Below are 17311 nucleotides of genomic sequence, written 5' to 3'. Positions count from 1 at the left end.
TATGAATGCAAATGTATGTTTATCAAACCTCTCATGTTGTTAAAATGTTTGTCGATACCCCTATAAATTTACGCAAACGTTCTCGCAAACGTTTGCATTGTATGACCTAAATACATATCTTTGATTTTATAAAAAAGAGAACCATGAAAAAGCGTCAAATCACGATAAAGGATATAGCGAAAGCCTTGCATATTTCCCCGTCAACAGTCTCTCGTTCCTTGGCTGATCATCCGGATATCAGCCAAGAAACCAAGAATATAGTGAATGCTTACGCTCGTGAACATAAATATAAGCCCAATGCCTTAGCCTTGAGTTTACGGACAAATAATACGAAAACAATCGGTGTTATTTTACCGCAGATCGTACATTATTTCTTTTCTTCTGTTTTATCCGGTATAGAGGATGAGGCGGAAAAGGGAGGGTATCGTGTTATTATTTGTCAAAGTAATGAGAATTATGAGAAAGAAGTAAAAGGTGCGCAAGCTTTATTGGAAGCACGTGTTTGCGGTGTCTTGGCTTCTGTCGCTAAAACGACGACGATCTACAATCATTTTCAAGAACTAATCGATAGCGATATACCCATGGTGTTTTTCGATCGTATATGCACGGGGATCTTGACAGACCGGGTGGTCGTTGATGATTATGCCGGGGTTTGCTCCGCTGTTGAATACTTGATTCGTAGCGGTTGCCGGCGAATCGCCTTTTTCGGATCTCCTTCTCATTTAGCGATCTCTAATAATCGTAGGATGGGGTATGAGGATGCTTTGCGTAAAAATGGATTACCGGTAGATAAAGAGTTAATCAAGATTTGTGATAATTATACCGAGGCGCTTCGGTTGACCCCGGAATTATTGTCGTTACCCAATCGTCCGGATGCGTTCTTCGCCGTAAATGATGAGACCGCTATTGGGGTGCTGAATGTTGTAAAGGCCAAGGGATTGAGGATACCCGATGAGGTTTCGATTTGTGGGTTTACGAATAATAGCTTAGCGGAAGTTAGCGATCCCCTGCTGACCTCCGTGGATCAACATGGTTATGAGTTGGGAGCTATCGCTATGCGTTTACTGATAGAACGTTTGAATGGCGTGCGTGACGGGGATCGTATCGTGAGCAAGATTATCAAGACAAATCTGGTGGTGAGACAGTCTACCCGTTAAAAAAGTGGCTTCCGAAAACGTTTGCTCTACTTCTTTGCATGAATTTGAATAGGGACGACGTCCTGTTTCGGAATAATTCCGTATGTTTGTCACCAAACAAATAAATACCTTAAAAAACATAATTCTCATGAAAACAAAACCATTTTTGAGTTTTTGGCAAATTTGGAATCTAACTTTCGGTTTCTTGGGCATTCAATTCGGTTTCGCCCTTCAGAACGCAAATTCAAGTAGAATACTTCAAACCTATGGAGCGGATGTAGAGCAACTATCCTTATTTTGGTTAGCGGCTCCGCTGACAGGTATGATCATACAACCTATCATTGGTCATTATTCCGACCAAACTTGGTGCCGTTTAGGACGTCGGCGTCCGTTTTTTCTGGTAGGAGCTATCTTTACGACGATTGCCTTGATATTGATGCCGAATGCGGGATTGTTCTTGTCACCCGGTACAGAGACGGCTATTTTATCTCCCGTATTGATTGGTGCGGGTATGTTGATGATCATGGATGCTTCCATCAATGTAACGATGGAGCCTTTCCGTGCCTTGGTAGGGGATATGCTACCCGATGAGCAGCATACGACTGGCTTCTCGATCCAGACTTTCTTGATCGGCATCGGTGCTGTCGTTGGTTCCTTGTTGCCGAGTATTATGAATAAGGTGTTTGGTTTATCTAATACGGCGGTTGCTGGTGAGGTTGCCGATAATGTTAAATTCGCCTTTTATGCCGGTGCGGCGATTTTATTAGCGAGCGTATTATGGACAATTTTTAAGACAAAGGAATATTCCCCGGAAGAGATGGCTGAGTTTCGGCTTTCCGGTGGTGAGGTCATTGAAAAAAGGCGGGATAGCAATGGCTTTATGGAGATCATGCATGATATCTTTCATATGCCTAAAATAATGTTACAGTTAGGTCTATGCCAGTTTTTCGCTTGGTTTGCCTTGTATTCCATGTGGGTTTATTCTACGCCTGCTATCGCTGAACATGTATATGGGGCAACAGATCCTGCTTCCGCCGAATATGCGATGGCTGGCGATAAGGTAGGTGAGTTATTCAGTATCTATAATTTTGTGGCGATGTTATTCGCTTTATTATTGATCCCGATTGCCCGTCATTTAGGTCGGAAAATGACTCATGCCCTCTGTTTATGCCTAGGAGGGGCAGGGCTGGTTTCTCTCTATTTGTTGAATAGTACAGGGATGATGGTCTTTTCCATGATTGGCATCGGTATAGCGTGGGCAAGTATATTGGCGATGCCTTATGCTATTCTTTCCGATAGTCTTCCCGCAGATAAGATGGGTACTTATATGGGTATATTTAATTTCTTTATAACGATACCTCAGATCACGAATGGAATCATTCATGGATGGATTGTACGTAATGTTTATCATGGGCATGCCGTGTTCGCTTTGTTAACGGGAGGTGTTTTCTTGTTTTTCGCCGCTGCCGCAGTTAGTCTTGTCAAAGAGAAAAAGTTCAGTCGAAAAGTGTAAGGTATATAAGTCCGGTTTCCTGTTGTCAAGCGTAAAAACGCTATACCCAAGTCAAACAGCAAGTTATTATAATGTAGGTAGAAAAACGTATCTCAGATAATCCCGGGTCACCCCGGGACAACAACAGGAAACCAATGGACTAACTACTAAAAGGCTTCTTCCTCTTCCTTTTGGCGTGATCCTATGACGCGAAGAACTAACATCGCTACCGTAATCACACCGAGGGATCCCATGGTTACATCTTTAGCAACCTCATTGTCAAATGTCGTGGTTCCTACTAATACCAATACGATAAATGAAACCATCATGACCGCATCTACCAAGTCTTTATTTATTTTCATGATCTTCTTGATTTTTTAGGGTTCGATAATTGTTGTATTTATTATTCTTTTTCCAAGACTTCTTCTTCCGATGACGTCCCGGTACTACTCAGTCCTTTCATTATGCCATATAGACCAACACATAAAGTGCCCATAACTACTACTAATTTAATATAGTCGTTAGGGATGATGGAGCTGCATGCGAATACACAACCTGCGATTGTTAGAAGAACATAAAGATATATACGTATTTTACCTGATTTATTAGTTGCCATAATTGTAATTTTTAATTGTTTATAATAATGTAAATGGGCAATAACTCCCTGGGAATATTGATTTAATAAATGCAATATTCCTACCGATAAGACATATCAATGACTTACCGAAAGATAAAAATATGAAACAATTAAAAACTAAATAATGAGTTTCCGCAGGATAAAGATATGCTCTCCCATACGGCACAGAAGTGTGGATAAATTTATGATCTGATAAGTGGATATATGTTGAGATACTCTATGAAGTTGATTTACTCCTCTCAAACGCATGTCTTGAAGGGATTTCTCCATATTTTTCCATATCCGTATTTCGATAGTGTTGTTTGTCGTTTGTGAAATCCTGCGGGGAGTTAAGCAGTTGCTGCTTTTCAGCTCGTTACTTAATACTTCGAAACGACGTTGGGCATCTGCCGTGTTTTTTTCTTTCATAACGGCCTCTTTAGTCGCAGACATAACCTCATCCATACTCTTTGTCCCTTCTTCGGGAGCAAACAGCATGAAGCTAATCAACAGACCTAATATGAATAGAAAATTCTTCATGGCGCAAATATACAAGTATTTCTTTAGATAATAACAACAGTATATGTTATTTGTTTTTTATTTTTGTAGTTATTTTAAGAATAAAACAATAGAATGGAGAATAACAGATCGAGAATTCAAGCTTGGTTAGAGGCGGCACGTCCGAAAACGTTGCCGGCATCATTTAGTCCGGTATTAGTTGGGTGTGCGCTGGCTTACAGGGATGGAGTATTTAAATTGGCTCCGGCGATCCTTTGTGTTTTGGTGGCTTTACTCGCCCAGATAGCCAGTAATTTTGCCAATGATTATTTTGATTTTAAGAAGGGGGCGGATAAGGAGGACCGGTTAGGCCCGGAGCGAGCGGTGGCTTCCGGTTGGATAACTCCTAAGGCAATGCTATGGGGGACTTTTATCACGTTGGGGCTTTCTTGTCTATGTGGCTGTTTCTTGTTGTTCTTTGCCGGCTGGGAGCTCATCGGTGTAGGAATTGCTATCGCGATTTGTGTCTTGGCTTATTCAGCTGGGCCGTTTCCTTTGGCTTATAACGGGCTGGGGGATGTGTGTGTCGTATTGTTTTATGGGATTATTCCGGTTTGTTTTACGTATTATGTACAAGCATTATCGTTTTCCTTATTGTCATTCTTGCTTTCGTTGTCATTGGGGTTGTTGTCCGCTAATATTTTGATCGTGAATAATTACCGGGATTATGAGCAAGATAAGGCGGCTCGTAAACGGACTACGATTGTGCTATTCGGGCGTACGTTCGGGTTGGTAACTTATTTGCTGAACGGTATATTGGCTGTCTTGATAACTCTTCCTTTATTGATGGATGCCTCACCTTGGCTTGTTTGTTTATTCGCGGCTTTTAGCGTGCTGTTTGCCGCCACATGGCTGGAGATGAAACAGTATCAAGGCCGTGAGCTTAATAGAACTTTAGGGCATACGGCACGGAATGTATTTATCTATGCCGTATTGCTTTCAGTTGTATTGTTATTTGGTTCTTAAGATGTGCCGTGCTTTGAACAATCGCTTGGCCTCATGGAGATTTTTCTGTATGTATTTGGACAGGATAATCAATGTAACCGCTACGATAATCAGTAAGATTCCTAAAGCGAGGTGAGGGGTGAAAGGCTCTCCAAAGACTAAAACACCCACGCAGACGGCTGTCACGGGTTCTGTTGCTCCCAGTACGGAAGTTAGGGTGGAACCGATATGGTGTACGGCTTGTACCAATGTAATGTTAGATACTACGGTTGGCAAGAAGGCTAATAAGACGAGGTTAATAAAAGAGGGCAGGTCTGGAATGGGTTGGATTCCTGTTCCTGCCTGTGCTTTTATGAAAAATAAAGAGGTACTGACGATAAATACATAGAACGTAAGTTTTCGTCCCGGCATATCATGTACCCTTGATTTATTGACGGTTACGATATAGAGGGCATAAGCGACCGCGGAAAGTAATACGATGATCACGCCTAACCCGTTTAATTGCATCTCGCCTCCATCGATTGATAGGCGGGCTACTCCACAAATAGCGAGTCCGATCGCTAAAAGCGTGATCCATGATGTTTTTTCTTTAAATACAAAAAGCATGAAAAGGGTTACAAATATTGGATATGTAAAATGTAGAGTTGTCGCGATTCCTGCCGCCATAAAATTATATCCCCAAAACAGGAACATAGCCGAACCTGTATAGAAAGCGCCTAATAAAATCAATATCGGTAGGTTTCGCATCTCTGTTCTAAAAGATTCCTTTTTCGCTAGAAGCATACCCGATAAGGCGATGGCTGCGAATAAGAAACGATAGAACAATATCGAATCAAACCGCATACCCTTCTCCATAAGAGGCAATGTAAACAAAGGGATTAAACCGAATGTAACAGAAGTCGCTATTCCATAAGCGAAACCTTTTAGATTATTATTCATATTATACTTTTTGATAAAATGACCGCAAACATACAAAAAAGTCTTGAAATCTTGAAAACAACCTTCTCCTGTCGCTTGTTTTTATCAAAAATGATGTTTATGAGACATTTCTTTATTTTATTTGCGATTGCCGGCTTGCTTATAAATCCTTCCGCTGCAGAGGCTTGCACCGGTATTACCTTAAAAAGCAAGGACAGTACGACTATTGTAGCACGTACGATAGAATGGGGTGGAAGTAATTTGAACAGCCAGTATGTCGTGGTTCCAAGAGGATACACCGAACGATCGTATACCCCGGATGGGGTTGATGGAATGACTTTCACGGCACGTTATGGATATGTGGGCTTGGCAGTGGAGCAAAAGGAATTTATCGCCGAAGGACTCAATGAGGTTGGGTTATCGGCTGGATTGTTTTATTTTCCAAAGTACGGTGAATATGAGAAATATAATGCCGCAGTTCGGGATAAAAGTATCTCTGATCTGCAATTAGTGTCTTGGCTGTTGGGGGAATGTTCAAATGTAGAGGAGGTGAAAGAGGCTGTTAAGAAAGTGCATGTTATCAATATAGATCCCCGTGCGTCTACCGTTCATTGGCGGTTTGCCGAGCCGTCGGGGCGTCAACTGGTTCTTGAGATTATTAAGGGTGAGCTACACTTCTATGAGAATACGTTAGGAGTTCTGACTAATTCTCCCAGTTTCGAGTGGCATCTGACGAACCTGAATAATTATGTTAATCTTTTCCCGGGTACGGCCCCCAATCAACAATTAGGAAATATCGAGTTGTCTTCATTTGGTGCGGGAAGCGGTTTCCTTGGGATTCCGGGCGACGTAACTCCACCGTCACGTTTCGTTCGTGCGGCTTTTTACCAAGCTTCGGCCCCACAACAAGAAACCGCATTGGAAACGGTCTTCCAGTGTTTCCAGATATTGAATAATTTTGATATTCCCGTAGGGATCGAATTCCCATTAGGGCAAGTACCTTGCGATATACCGAGCGCTACTCAATGGACTTCGGCTACGGATATGCGAAACCATGTGATTTATTACCGTACGATGTACAATAGCGTTATTCGGAATATAGATTTACGTTCCATTGATTTCTCGACGGTTCGTTATCGTGCGGTATCCATGGATGGGACGAAGCGACAAGCGGTTGAAACGATCAAAATAGAATAGGGCAGGGAGCTCTTTGGGGGATATCTCGTAAGTCAATAGGATAGGTGATAAAACTCAATGGAATAGGAAACATAACTCAATGGATTACGTTCCCTATTCTATTGGGTTTCGACTGATGATCTAAATCTTATAATAGTAATCCGGCCGCAACTTCCTCCGCAACCGCGTCACCTTTTAGTACAGATACTAAAGCTAGGCCAAAATTGAATACCAAGCCCGGTCCTCTACCGGTTACCACATTTCCATCTACCTCGACAGCCTCGCCTGTTACCGTGGCACCAATCAATTTCGGTTCGAACCCGGGGTAGCAAGTCGCTTTACGGCCTTTTAATAAGCCAAGACCGCCCAATACCATTGGAGCGGCGCAGATAGCGGCTACGATACCTCCTTGGCGATATTGTTGCAATAAGGCCTCCTTTACCGCCTCAGACTCGTTTAGATTGGATGCTCCGGGCATACCTCCCGGTAAGATCAAGGCGTCTATACCTGAAAAATCAGTTTCGGAAAGTAGGGCATCTGCCATATATTCCATATGATGGGCACCCACCACTTTACGGTCGTCTGTGATGGAGACTGTTTTCGTGTCTATACCTCCGCGACGCAAAATGTCTACGGTTCCCGTGGCTTCCATTTCCTCGAAGCCATTCGCTAAGAATACGATCGCTTTCTTCATAAGATTCAATTATTTAAATTTGTACACGTAAGTAATAGTACCACTCTGGTTATTAGCGCCGCTGATACTGTTGAACTTCGCCTTTCGAGCCGCGTCCAAAGCGCTTTTACGCATGGAGGCGTTGTCGATATTAGTTCCCCGGCCTACCTCGGCAAATATAACGTTGCCTTTCGGATCTACGGTTATATTGATAACAATACGCCCCTCCTCTTGGATCGTGTAAGCGGGACGAGGGAGACCTCCGGCACCAATGGAACGGCCGTTCAAATTAAATGATCCGTAACCGCCTACGCCTTCATTCGCCCCATGATCAGAGTTACCGAACGGACTTCCTTGGTTACCGGTTCCGCTTTCAGCGTCACCTTGGCTGTTACCCTCGGCGTTTCCCATACCAAAAGCTCCGGCCACCTTGTTGCTAATGGCTTGTTCCTTCTTGCGGCGTTCCTCAGCCAGACGTTTCTTCTCGGCTTCTTCCCGGCGGATACGTTCTTTCTCCTCCTCTTCTTTCCGTTTCTTCTCAGCCTCTTGTTTCTTGCGTTTCTCTTCCTCTTTCTTCTTTTTAGCGTCCTCAAGGGCTACGCTTTCCTCGATATCTTGAGTGATGAGTTCCTGCTTGGGCGTTTCCACTTGCGGCTCCGGTACGGGAGGAGGGGGAGTGGTCGTTTCCTGAGGCGGTTCTTGCCCGGTATACTTGGGCTCGAACATTCCGGCGGCGGCATCTACATTCCCGAAATTAACGAGTACACCCCCGTCTTCGTCCGGTACCTCGGTTTTCAATACGGTAAACCAAAGTATCAGTAGAATGACACCGTGAAAAGCAACGGTACCGATCAAACTGTATATGTCATCCTTATTCAGTCTCATATCTGTTATTTCTGCGGACGGGTGGCAAGCACCATCTTGAATTTATTCTCGTTCGCTATATTCAGTATCTTTACAATCTCTTTGTAAGGCACGGTCTCGTCGGCATATAAGGCGACGAACATCTCCGGTTCCTTCGCGTAACTATCTTGCAAGAAAGGAGTGATCTCATCAAATGAGACCTGTACCTCTTTTTGCTTTCCAAATGCCACGTAGTAATTCAAGTTCGCGTCTATCGTTACCCTCGTAAGAGGTTTCGCCGCTGTCTGCTTTTGCGCTTGCGGCAAGGTAACCTTGATGGCGTTCGGGATTACTACGGTAGAGGTAACCATGAAGAAGATCAGCAAGAGGAATATGACGTCGGTCATAGAGGCCATGCTGAACGCTTCGTTTACCTTTGTTCTTCTTTTTAGAGCCATAATTTTTTATAATTGAAAATTGAAAATGGAGAATTGAAAATTAAATAGAGGAGAGTTGGCTCATCTTCAATTTTCAATTCTCCATTTTCAATTAATTAGCCGGTTCATTTAATAAATCCATGAATTCCATCGTACGAGCCTCCATCTTGTTCACGACGTTATCTACTTGAGATACCAGATAGTTGTACGCGAACAATGTAATGATACCAACTACCAGACCGCCAACGGTTGTTACCAAGGCCTCATAGATACCGCCGGATAATAGGGAGACATCAACATTGGTGCCTGCGTTTGCCATATCGAAGAAAGCACGTACCATACCGGTTACCGTCCCAAGGAAACCAAGCATGGGAGCGCCGGCGGCGGTTGTCGCGATCAAGGGGAAACCTTTTTCCAGCTTGGCGATCTCCAAATTTCCGACATTCTCGATCGCTACGAGTACATCGTTCATCGGACGGCCCAAACGGGTAATACCTTTCTCGATCATACGGGCGGAAGGCGTGTTGGTGCTCCGGCATAAATTGAGAGCCGAGTCCACTTTTCCCTCGTGAATATAGTCTTTGATACGATTCATGAACGTCTCGTCTTCTTTTCCCGCACGGCGAATGATGATCAGACGTTGAACAAAAATATAAATAGCCATCAGAGAGAGCAGTAACAATACCACCATAATCCAACCTCCCTTAAAGGCAAGGTCTATCACGTTGATTTCCGCTTCCGTAGGAAGGGTTACAGCCGTTAAATCCGGCATTTGATCTGCCGCTTGAGAGCCCACGGCCTGTAGTGAAAGTAAAATACTCATCGTTTCGAATTATAATTTTCAATTTTCAATTTTCAATTCTCAATTCTCAATTGTTCAAGCATGCCTTGTATAAAGCGATCGTCTCTTGCAAACCATGGTAGAGCGCATCACAAATCAAGGCATGGCCGATAGAAACCTCCTCCAGCCAAGGGATATTCTTGTTGAAGAAAGCCAGATTTTCTAAGCTCAAGTCGTGTCCGGCATTTACGCCTAATCCTAAGTTTTTAGCTAATCGCGCGGCCTCGACAAAAGGAGCGATCGCTTTGTCACGATCTTCCGGATAATAGGTCGCATAAGGTTCCGTATATAATTCAATACGGTCCGTACCTGTTTTCGCCGCTAGTTCGATATTCGCCAAGTCTGTTCCGACGAAGATGGATGTACGGATTCCTTGTGAGGTAAAAGTGTCTACCAATTCGCTTAAGTAATCGAAATTGTCCTTTACGTTCCAACCTGAGTTCGACGTGATGGCATCCGGAGCGTCCGGAACCAGTGTGACTTGGGTCGGTTTTACCTTCAATACCAAGTCGATGAATTTATCACAAGGATAACCTTCTATGTTAAATTCTGTCCGGATAAGAGGTTTTAGTCCATAAACATCGCTATAGCGTATGTGTCGTTCATCCGGACGGGGATGAACCGTAATTCCTTGTGCCCCGAATAATTCACAGTCTTGCGCTACTTTCAGCACGTTTGGCATATTGCCACCTCTCGCGTTACGAATAGTAGCAACCTTGTTAATGTTTACACTTAAATTTGTCATTGTATATCGTATATCTTTTTTCTTTCATTACATTTGCACAAAAGTATCGGCAAATTTAGCAGGATTTAGGGAATTAACAGAATAATGTTGGTGAAAGATTTCATAACAAAGGAAATTCCGGTGTTAAAAAGTTTTGACACAGCGGAATATGCGTTGGCGTTAATGGAGGATTTTAAACTCAAGCATCTTCCGTTATTGAGTGATAACGCATACCAGTGTTTAGTGTCGGAAAAAGACTTATTGGCGATGCCGGATCCTTCGGCTACGATCGGTGAGCCGGTTTTATTCGCTCCGGCGATTTCGGAAAATGGACATTTACATGAAGCGTTGGCAATGATAACCCGATATGGATTGAGCCTGTTGCCTGTGGTTTCCGTGGACGGAACTTATTTGGGGGCGATTACCCGGGATCGTTTGGTGGATGCTTTATCCGAGCTATGTAATGCGGAGGCGGCTGGAAGCGTGATCGTATTGGAAATGATGCCACAGGATTATTCATTAACGGATATCGCCCGTTTGGTAGAGGCGAATAATGCCCATGTCCTTAATTTGCTATCCCATCAAGATAAAGATACGGGCCGTCTGCTTATAACCCTTAAGATTGATTTGGAAGATGCCTCTCCCGTGATCCGTAGTTTCGAGCGTTTCAATTATACGGTGCTTTATCATTTTATGGAGAAGGGGATGGTGGATGATATGTTGCAGCAGCGGATGAATGAGTTATTACATTATATGAATATGTAAAGTAAGGAGCGTAGAATGAAAGTTGGAATATTTGGAAGTGAATATCAGATCGAGAGACAGAATCTGATTAAACGCTTGTTCGAGAAGCTTCGTGAACAAGAGGCTGATATTTATGTGGACAGCCCTTTTTATACATTCCTTACCGATGCTTTTGGTTTTGAGCCAGTGGTGAGCGGGCTATTAGTGGGTGATGAGTTTGATCTGGATATAGCGCTTAGCGTGGGAGGAGATGGTACGTTCCTTCGTACGGCGGCCCGGGTAAATAAACAAGATATTCCTATTTTAGGTATTAATACCGGACGGCTAGGCTTCCTTGCGGATGTCAGCAGTAATGAGGTTGAGGATACGCTGGACGAGATTTTTAAGAATTACTATAAGGTAGAGGAACGAACCCTCTTGCGTTTATATACGGAAGACCGTGCGTTTCGCGGATATAATTACGCCTTGAACGAGATCGCCGTGCTGAAGCGTGATAGTTCCTCGATGATTACGATTCATACATTCTTGAATGGGGAATATCTGACTTCTTATCAGGCGGATGGTTTGGTAGTGGCTACACCTACCGGTTCCACAGCCTATTCGATGAGCGTAAATGGGCCGATTATAGTCCCGCAAAGTAATAGCATTGTCTTGAGTCCGGTCGCTCCGCATTCCTTGAACGTGCGTCCGTTGGTGATTCCGGATTCAGATATAATAACGCTTCGGGTAGAGAGCCGGAATAAATATTTTCTGATCTCTTTGGATGGACGTTCGGAAATATTCCCGGCAGGTATCGAATTAAAGATGAGCAAGGCCGATTATACGACGAAAGTCATCAAACGCTATAACCATACTTTTTATCAGACGCTTCGGGAAAAATTAATGTGGGGGGCAGATGTGCGAATGAAATAATATTGTGTGCGTCCAGTCTTTGTCCAAATAGTAGCGGATAGTATTGTATTTTGTAATCTGTTGATAAATAGACTTTTCCGTATGGATAAACTGAGCGTATCTTATGGATTTTGTCCAGTTTTTCTATTATGGGGTAAAAAATAGGGGGTATTCGATGTCCAGCTATGTCCTCTATTTGTCCAGTGCCCTTTTTTGACACACGCTTTTTAACTCTTTACTTTTGTCGGCAGATTAAATCTAGCTTAATGGAAGTATTTTCAATTATTATTCCTGTCTACAATCGTCCGGAGGAGATAGACGATTTATTAAACAGCCTTACCCGGCAGACATATGTACATTTTGAGGTTATCGTAGTGGACGACGGTTCTTCTATACCTTGTGAGCCCATAGTCAATGCCTATAATAACCGCTTGAGGATTCGCTATTTCTATATAGAGAATTCAGGTCCAGGCTTGGCTCGCAATCAAGGGGTACGTTATGCGGAAGGAGAGATCGTGATTGTCTTGGATTCGGATTGTATCGTTCCGGCCAGCTATCTGGAACAAGTACACGAGTCCTTAATGCGTTATAAGGTGGATGCCTTTGGTGGTGCTGACAGGGCGCATTCTTCTTTTTCCGCTATACAGAAAGCGGTCAATTACTCGATGACTTCTTTTTTTACGACAGGAGGGATCCGAGGAAGCCGGAGGCATTTAGATGCATTCTATCCCCGGAGTTTTAATATGGGAATGCGGAAAGAGGTGTATGAAGCCTTGGGTGGTTTCTCTGATATGCGTTATGGAGAGGATATAGATTTTAGTATCCGGATTTTTGCGGCAGGCTATAAATGCCGTTATTTTCCGGGCGCTTGGGTCTATCATAAGCGAAGAACAAATTTCGTCCAGTTTTTCCGGCAAGTATGGCATTCGGGGTACGCTAGGATTATCTTGTACCAGAAGTACCCGGAATCATTGAAATGGGTACATTGCCTGCCGGCCTTATTTGTGGTAGGTCTGCTGGGGGTATGTATTTCCGCTTTTTTCGTTCCAAAGGTATGGGGGCTATTGTTATTTTATATTTCGCTGATCTTTTTTGACGCTTTAGTGAGAAATAAGAACGGAATCGTTGCGTTGTTATCTATCATAGCGGCTTTTGTCCAATTGATCGGATATGGGACAGGCTTTTTGGAAGCGATTTGGAGAGAGGGAATTCTAAGAAAGAAGTATTAAGATAATAAATACTATTTATATGAAGTTTGCGCTGCACACATCTACTGCCATAAGCTCGGTTCTAAAGGAGCCGGAGCATTTCTATGTAGATATTTATTATCTGATCATTTTAATCATCGTCGCTTTTACCCTGCTTCTGTTATCTTTTTTGCGTTATCACCTTTATAAGACAAAAAAGGAGAAAGAACTGAGAGAAATAGCGAGTCTTGTGGATAAAAATGAAATCTTGATACAACGTTATAGTCGTGAGATGTCGCACATCAAGGAGCAATTGGAAGCGAAGGAGAAATGTTTGAAGGAATACCAGCATGCGGCTCAGTGGAAAGCGCATCGTGACGTGGAATCCTTGATCAAGGAAAAGGAGCGTTTGGCGAAGTGTTTGCTGGAACAGTTGGATACGTTCAAGAAGCTGAAGATACTTTCTAAATCGGAAACGATATTGCCGGATTCAGATTGGAGAAACTTGATCGAGATCGTAAATACTCTTTATGATGATTTTATAAGTCGTTTACGTGTCGCTTATCCGGATTTGACGGAGGATGCCATTCGTTTTTGTTGCTTGATCAAATTGCGGCTAACTTCGGCGGAGCTGATGTCAGTCTTGAATGTGACGAAGGATGCTATCTATAAACGCAAATTTCGTTTGAAAAAAGAATTGATGCCAGATGATGATACTCGTTCCCTCGACGATTTCTTGGGAAGCTATTAGATCTGAACGAATAGTTTTCTTGTTAATAACTATGTTTTAGGGCATGATTTCGTTAAATCGAGTTAAGTGAAAGAATTTTGCAAATAATTCAGTATGCTACATAACATAAAACCGCCTATATTTGCACTGTGTTTTTCATGGTATTAGATTTAAGGTTAACAATTGAGATTGGCTGTCCGTGACGGATAGCCTTTTTTTGTATAGAGGCATGAATGCACGAATTTTTGAGAACACTGCTTAAGCGCCCCTTTCCGAGGGTAACATCCATACTTTCAAAGTAAGCTAATTTCATCAGCAAAGTAAGTTGACTTGCTTTGGTGTTTCAGTTAACTTACTTTGTCAATGAAGCTAACTGTATTTTTATGATCTTTTTCGGTTATTCTTTGTCTGTTTCGATTTTGTATACAATTGATGTGTTTTTGTACGCTTTTAGTTTAGGTATGCATTTAATAGTCAATTTTTTATTATATAATTTTGTCTTGTGTTTTTTTATGATTTCCTTGGTTAGCTGTTAGCACCAATTGATATATAAGGTTTGATGGCTAATAGAAGAGGGGGTAAGGAAAGAAAAATATCAAACGAATATACTTGGGACCTTAACGGACAGAACAAAATATAATATTATTCTGTTGATTGTTGTTGAAGGTAAGATTTCGTATTCCCTTAATTTATAAGAGTGTATGCAAGAGAATAGGTATAATACATGTGATCGTTTTTTAGGCGGATTAGAAAAAGACTTTATTATTACGGAACAGATTGAAGATAGTCCATTGACTTCAGAACCTTCTTTTTTGGATTACGGGATAATAGCAGTATGTAATAGAGGTAGTGCGATCATTCATTTGCTTGATAATAAGCATGTATGGAATAAGAATGAATTGATTTTCTTATTTCCGAGACAGTTATGCTCAATGCGGAACGTGAGTGAGGACTTCTCGGCGAAGTTTATCATCATACCACATGTACTACATGGGGATGTATTAAGTTCCTTACGTCATTTTGATCCGGGATTTCATTTTTTCGTGAAGGATCATTTTTACTATAATATAGAGGATAATAATGGTATTGAGCGTTTTCAATCATTTTGCAAATTGATAGAGAATGAGCTTGAGCGGTATCGGGGTAATGGGCTTCTGAGGGAGCGGATTATATGTTACTTGGGGATTTTTTACATGGATGTTTACGACTATTATGTGAAAGTGCGTAAGAAAATCCCTTTCAGGACTAGTTTGAGAAAAGAGCAATTGATCTATGATTTCTGTAGTCTCGTGGCAGAGAATTTCAAGAATCACAAGAATGTCGGATTTTATGCGGATAAATTGAATATAACGACAACTTATTTAAGTGCGATCATGAATGAAAGGTGTGGCATTTCAGCCAAGGAGTTTTTATCTATCTATATAGTGTTAGAGGTAAAGTCGTTGCTACGTGACTCTCGATTAAATATACAGGAGATCGCTATATTGACTAATTTTCCGTCTCAATCGACATTGAATCGCTTTTTTCGTCAACGGACGGGAATGACTCTTTCTCAATATCGAAAACATATATTTTCAACATAATTATGTTTGATTTTCATATTATTTCTATAACTTTAAACTTCTACTGCAATCGTTATTATAGTTCATTTGTTGTATAAATAATAGAGGAGATTGCTTGATTGATTTAAAGTTGGGAATTAGTGGTTATAATTTAATATGACGATGGGACAATGTAATAAAATGCTAGAGGAAATGAGCTTTAATGCCCTATTCCAGAAATTACCTGTTGGAATTGAAGTTTATGACGAGAGGGGGCAGCTAGTGGATCTCAATAGGACGGACGAGAATTTGTTCGCTATAAGCCGGAAGGATATTATGGGAATAAATCTTTTCGAGAATCCTAATTTTCCAGAGGACAAGATCGCTCGTCTGAAACAGGGAGAAATGGTTGTGTTCGATTGTAATTATGAATTTGATAATATACAAACGAATGAGTACTATAACATAGACCCAAAAAAGGAAGGTACAAATTTACGTCTGTCTATTAAATGTGTGCCGTTGAAAGGAGAGGCTGAAGAGATCTGTGGATATGTACTAATGTTTACGGATGAGACGGAAGAATATCAAAAGTCGGAGAAAGTAGAGGAACTGTTCACGAAGTTGAAAACGGTTATGCGTTGCAGTGATTCCTTGCTGTGGGAATATGATGTTGAAACCGATAAGATGCATATCGATCTGGATTTACGTGTTTTAGGTAATAAATCCAGATTGAGAGCAAGTAACTTGACAACGAAAAAAGATTTTTGTGAGATCGTACATCCGGAAGATCGGGAAAGGGTACTTGTACAAGGCTTTGAAAAGATTGTTACGGGTGAGATCGGTGAATATAGTATTCAATACCGACAGCTTTTTGAGGGGCAATATGTTTGGGTGAGAGCGTATGCGTACCCTTATAAATATGATGAGGCGGGAAGACCTGCGAAAATCCTTTATTACTTGATGGACATAACGGATGAGACCGCCATGCAAGATAAATTGCGCTGGGTGGAACGAGAGCGTCAACGGAAAGAATATGAGTTAGCTAAGGCTAAAGAGGCGAATCGGCTTAAGTCTATGTTCTTGGCGAATATGAGTCATGAGATCCGTACGCCTTTAAATGCTATTGTTGGTTTCGCGAATATACTGGCAGAGACCAAGGAGATAGAGGAGGAGGAACGAGAGTTTTATGTGGATATCATTGACAAGAATAGTGAATTGCTTCTGCAATTGATTGAGGATATCCTTGATTTCTCAAAGATTGAGGCGGGAACCTTTGACATTACGAAGAGAAATTTTGATTTTAAGGAGATCTGTGAGGAAACTTATGCGGTACATGCCTTGAAGATTCCGAAAAACGTTCGATTTGTTTTCGACCGGGGCTCACAACCCGTGACCGTTTTCTCAGATCCGAAACGAGTCGTACAGGTTATTTCTAATTTCTTGACAAATGCGATTAAGTTTACTTCGGAAGGTGAGATCAAATTAGCCTATAAGGTATCGAATGATGAAATACGAGTTTCGGTCTCGGATACGGGAATGGGAATCTCGGATGACGATTGTAGAACTATATTCGATCGCTTTGTTAAGTTGAACGCTTGCAAACAAGGTACCGGATTAGGATTGGCGATTTGCAAAAATATTATCGAGAAACTAGGGGGACGAATCGGGGTAGAATCTACATTGGGAGTAGGTTCCACTTTTTGGTTTACCTTGCCTTTGAAGGAGATTAAAGAGAATGAACCTAAGTTCTAAGGGGATATATATTATTTTACGGATATGTTTTAAAGCATGGTTTTGTTAAATCTGGTTAAGAAAATGAGATTTGCAAATAAAATATTATGCTACATAACATAAAACCT

The 17311-nt window shown here is 41.8% G+C and carries 19 protein-coding genes; 10 read left to right on the top strand and 9 right to left on the bottom strand.

The window, feature by feature from the left end:
* Positions 1-143 precede the first annotated feature (143 nt).
* Together D7V92_RS07010 and D7V92_RS07005 are read left to right on the top strand one after the other, a co-directional pair.
* Entirely contained in the window at positions 144-1157 is a 1014-nt protein-coding gene (locus tag D7V92_RS07010) for a LacI family DNA-binding transcriptional regulator (RefSeq protein WP_005855821.1), read from the top strand.
* 127 nt (positions 1158-1284) lie between these two features.
* Positions 1285-2649: an MFS transporter gene (locus tag D7V92_RS07005; protein ID WP_005867995.1), complete on the top strand. Its 1365-nt coding sequence runs from the start codon at positions 1285-1287 to the stop codon at positions 2647-2649.
* Positions 2650-2795: 146 nt separating this feature from the next.
* On the opposite strand, the gene D7V92_RS07000 is transcribed toward D7V92_RS07005, so the two are convergent.
* The 3 genes from D7V92_RS07000 to D7V92_RS06990 form a co-directional block, all read right to left on the bottom strand.
* The gene (locus tag D7V92_RS07000) at positions 2796-2990 is read right to left on the bottom strand and encodes a hypothetical protein (protein WP_008771760.1); all 195 of its coding nucleotides are present in this window, start codon (positions 2988-2990) and stop codon (positions 2796-2798) included.
* Positions 2991-3031: 41 nt separating this feature from the next.
* Positions 3032-3244, bottom strand: coding sequence for a hypothetical protein (locus D7V92_RS06995; protein WP_036613678.1), 213 nt, complete (start codon positions 3242-3244; stop codon positions 3032-3034).
* Positions 3245-3382: 138 nt separating this feature from the next.
* On the bottom strand, positions 3383-3784 hold the full coding sequence (locus D7V92_RS06990; protein WP_121772567.1) for a hypothetical protein: 402 nt from the start codon (positions 3782-3784) through the stop codon (positions 3383-3385).
* Positions 3785-3877: 93 nt separating this feature from the next.
* Between D7V92_RS06990 and D7V92_RS06985 the strand changes: the two genes are divergently transcribed.
* On the top strand, positions 3878-4768 hold the full coding sequence (locus tag D7V92_RS06985) for a 1,4-dihydroxy-2-naphthoate polyprenyltransferase (RefSeq protein WP_036613683.1): 891 nt from the start codon (positions 3878-3880) through the stop codon (positions 4766-4768).
* Here D7V92_RS06985 and D7V92_RS06980 read toward each other — a convergent pair.
* The gene (locus D7V92_RS06980; protein ID WP_036613685.1) at positions 4754-5686 is read right to left on the bottom strand and encodes a DMT family transporter; all 933 of its coding nucleotides are present in this window, start codon (positions 5684-5686) and stop codon (positions 4754-4756) included. The genes D7V92_RS06985 and D7V92_RS06980 overlap by 15 nt on opposite strands.
* 99 nt (positions 5687-5785) lie before the next feature.
* Between D7V92_RS06980 and D7V92_RS06975 the strand changes: the two genes are divergently transcribed.
* On the top strand, positions 5786-6862 hold the full coding sequence (locus D7V92_RS06975; protein ID WP_121772594.1) for a linear amide C-N hydrolase: 1077 nt from the start codon (positions 5786-5788) through the stop codon (positions 6860-6862).
* 127 nt (positions 6863-6989) lie between these two features.
* Here the strand turns inward: D7V92_RS06975 and D7V92_RS06970 are convergent, their stop codons facing one another.
* From D7V92_RS06970 to D7V92_RS06950, 5 genes are all read right to left on the bottom strand, one after another.
* Positions 6990-7535: a DJ-1 family glyoxalase III gene (locus D7V92_RS06970; protein ID WP_008771764.1), complete on the bottom strand. Its 546-nt coding sequence runs from the start codon at positions 7533-7535 to the stop codon at positions 6990-6992.
* Between the two features lie 9 nt (positions 7536-7544).
* Complete coding sequence (locus tag D7V92_RS06965) at positions 7545-8399, bottom strand: energy transducer TonB (protein ID WP_008771765.1); 855 nt, start codon at positions 8397-8399, stop codon at positions 7545-7547.
* A gap of 5 nt (positions 8400-8404) precedes the next feature.
* The gene (locus D7V92_RS06960) at positions 8405-8815 is read right to left on the bottom strand and encodes a biopolymer transporter ExbD (RefSeq protein WP_005855860.1); all 411 of its coding nucleotides are present in this window, start codon (positions 8813-8815) and stop codon (positions 8405-8407) included.
* Between the two features lie 91 nt (positions 8816-8906).
* The gene (locus D7V92_RS06955; RefSeq protein WP_005855862.1) at positions 8907-9617 is read right to left on the bottom strand and encodes a MotA/TolQ/ExbB proton channel family protein; all 711 of its coding nucleotides are present in this window, start codon (positions 9615-9617) and stop codon (positions 8907-8909) included.
* Between the two features lie 46 nt (positions 9618-9663).
* Entirely contained in the window at positions 9664-10380 is a 717-nt protein-coding gene (locus D7V92_RS06950) for a pyridoxine 5'-phosphate synthase (RefSeq protein WP_121772566.1), read from the bottom strand.
* Positions 10381-10464: 84 nt separating this feature from the next.
* On the opposite strand from D7V92_RS06950, the gene D7V92_RS06945 reads away from it, so the two are divergent.
* The 6 genes from D7V92_RS06945 (at position 10465) to D7V92_RS06920 (ending at position 17204) form a co-directional block, all read left to right on the top strand.
* Complete coding sequence (locus D7V92_RS06945) at positions 10465-11124, top strand: CBS domain-containing protein (protein WP_057318866.1); 660 nt, start codon at positions 10465-10467, stop codon at positions 11122-11124.
* 15 nt (positions 11125-11139) lie between these two features.
* Positions 11140-12015: an NAD kinase gene (locus D7V92_RS06940; protein ID WP_005855867.1), complete on the top strand. Its 876-nt coding sequence runs from the start codon at positions 11140-11142 to the stop codon at positions 12013-12015.
* Between the two features lie 245 nt (positions 12016-12260).
* On the top strand, positions 12261-13223 hold the full coding sequence (locus tag D7V92_RS06935; RefSeq protein ID WP_005868009.1) for a glycosyltransferase family 2 protein: 963 nt from the start codon (positions 12261-12263) through the stop codon (positions 13221-13223).
* Positions 13224-13242: 19 nt separating this feature from the next.
* Complete coding sequence (locus tag D7V92_RS06930; protein ID WP_005868012.1) at positions 13243-13932, top strand: hypothetical protein; 690 nt, start codon at positions 13243-13245, stop codon at positions 13930-13932.
* Positions 13933-14612: 680 nt separating this feature from the next.
* Positions 14613-15494: a helix-turn-helix domain-containing protein gene (locus D7V92_RS06925; protein ID WP_005855873.1), complete on the top strand. Its 882-nt coding sequence runs from the start codon at positions 14613-14615 to the stop codon at positions 15492-15494.
* A gap of 141 nt (positions 15495-15635) precedes the next feature.
* A complete protein-coding gene (locus tag D7V92_RS06920) occupies positions 15636-17204 on the top strand; it encodes a PAS domain-containing sensor histidine kinase (RefSeq protein WP_121772593.1) in 1569 nt (522 codons plus the stop codon).
* Positions 17205-17311 lie beyond the last annotated feature (107 nt).

It is taken from the genome of Parabacteroides sp. CH2-D42-20 (assembly GCF_003670185.1).
Classification (GTDB): Bacteria; Bacteroidota; Bacteroidia; order Bacteroidales; family Tannerellaceae; genus Parabacteroides; species Parabacteroides distasonis.
Note: the sequence above shows the minus strand (reverse complement) of the source record. Positions and strands in the feature narration are given on the sequence as shown.

Coding starts and splice junctions, on each gene's coding strand:
- D7V92_RS06955 (WP_005855862.1), bottom strand. CDS start 9,617: ATGAGTATTTTACTTTCACTACAGGCCGTGGGCTCTCAAGCGGCAGAT.
- D7V92_RS06950 (WP_121772566.1), bottom strand. CDS start 10,380: ATGACAAATTTAAGTGTAAACATTAACAAGGTTGCTACTATTCGTAAC.
- D7V92_RS06960 (WP_005855860.1), bottom strand. CDS start 8,815: ATGGCTCTAAAAAGAAGAACAAAGGTAAACGAAGCGTTCAGCATGGCC.
- D7V92_RS06930 (WP_005868012.1), top strand. CDS start 13,243: ATGAAGTTTGCGCTGCACACATCTACTGCCATAAGCTCGGTTCTAAAG.
- D7V92_RS06975 (WP_121772594.1), top strand. CDS start 5,786: ATGAGACATTTCTTTATTTTATTTGCGATTGCCGGCTTGCTTATAAAT.
- D7V92_RS07000 (WP_008771760.1), bottom strand. CDS start 2,990: ATGAAAATAAATAAAGACTTGGTAGATGCGGTCATGATGGTTTCATTT.
- D7V92_RS06920 (WP_121772593.1), top strand. CDS start 15,636: ATGGGACAATGTAATAAAATGCTAGAGGAAATGAGCTTTAATGCCCTA.
- D7V92_RS06965 (WP_008771765.1), bottom strand. CDS start 8,399: ATGAGACTGAATAAGGATGACATATACAGTTTGATCGGTACCGTTGCT.
- D7V92_RS06940 (WP_005855867.1), top strand. CDS start 11,140: ATGAAAGTTGGAATATTTGGAAGTGAATATCAGATCGAGAGACAGAAT.
- D7V92_RS06990 (WP_121772567.1), bottom strand. CDS start 3,784: ATGAAGAATTTTCTATTCATATTAGGTCTGTTGATTAGCTTCATGCTG.
- D7V92_RS06945 (WP_057318866.1), top strand. CDS start 10,465: ATGTTGGTGAAAGATTTCATAACAAAGGAAATTCCGGTGTTAAAAAGT.
- D7V92_RS06995 (WP_036613678.1), bottom strand. CDS start 3,244: ATGGCAACTAATAAATCAGGTAAAATACGTATATATCTTTATGTTCTT.
- D7V92_RS07010 (WP_005855821.1), top strand. CDS start 144: ATGAAAAAGCGTCAAATCACGATAAAGGATATAGCGAAAGCCTTGCAT.
- D7V92_RS07005 (WP_005867995.1), top strand. CDS start 1,285: ATGAAAACAAAACCATTTTTGAGTTTTTGGCAAATTTGGAATCTAACT.
- D7V92_RS06970 (WP_008771764.1), bottom strand. CDS start 7,535: ATGAAGAAAGCGATCGTATTCTTAGCGAATGGCTTCGAGGAAATGGAA.
- D7V92_RS06925 (WP_005855873.1), top strand. CDS start 14,613: ATGCAAGAGAATAGGTATAATACATGTGATCGTTTTTTAGGCGGATTA.
- D7V92_RS06985 (WP_036613683.1), top strand. CDS start 3,878: ATGGAGAATAACAGATCGAGAATTCAAGCTTGGTTAGAGGCGGCACGT.
- D7V92_RS06980 (WP_036613685.1), bottom strand. CDS start 5,686: ATGAATAATAATCTAAAAGGTTTCGCTTATGGAATAGCGACTTCTGTT.
- D7V92_RS06935 (WP_005868009.1), top strand. CDS start 12,261: ATGGAAGTATTTTCAATTATTATTCCTGTCTACAATCGTCCGGAGGAG.